Raw genomic sequence first — 449 nt, 5'->3', positions numbered from 1 at the left:
TGATCAGTTCCCAGACCGCCTCCGTACAGACATCTTCGAATGTCGTCGAGACGTGTGTTGGTAGGTCGGGTTCGATAGTGCCCTCGAAGACCATCGCAGGCGCTTCTTCGATGCTAGACCGGTTCGGTTCGACATAGCGAAAACAGAACCGAAGGAACTCGTCGTCGACGCGGTAGTGAGATCGTTTGGACTTCTGCCCGGAAACCGTAATCGGTACCTCACGGTTGAGCAGCCGAAGTTGGCGCAGTGTCTGAAGGTATTTCGAGAGCGGCCCTGAATCAATTCCAGTCGCACCAGAGATCTCGTTGGGCGTCGTGTGTCCGACCGCGACGGCCTCAAGAATACTCAGATAGCGAGCCGGGTTGCGCAGTTCCGTCTGAAGCAGGAACTCTGGCTCATTGTAGAGAAGTGCGGTCGGTGAGAGAATCTGTGTCTGAATGTTCTCGGCT

The 449-nt window shown here is 55.5% G+C and carries 1 protein-coding gene; it reads right to left on the bottom strand.

Features of this window, described 5'->3' with window-relative positions; all coding sequences use genetic code 11:
- The coding region (locus DEQ92_RS22760; RefSeq protein WP_147299603.1) for a DUF234 domain-containing protein at positions 1–449 on the bottom strand (449 nt) is incomplete at both ends.

Source organism: Haloferax sp. Atlit-6N, assembly GCF_003383195.1.
Taxonomy (GTDB): Archaea; Halobacteriota; Halobacteria; order Halobacteriales; family Haloferacaceae; genus Haloferax; species Haloferax gibbonsii.
The sequence above is the reverse complement of the archived record's forward strand: the minus strand, read 5'-3'. Positions and strand labels throughout refer to the sequence as shown.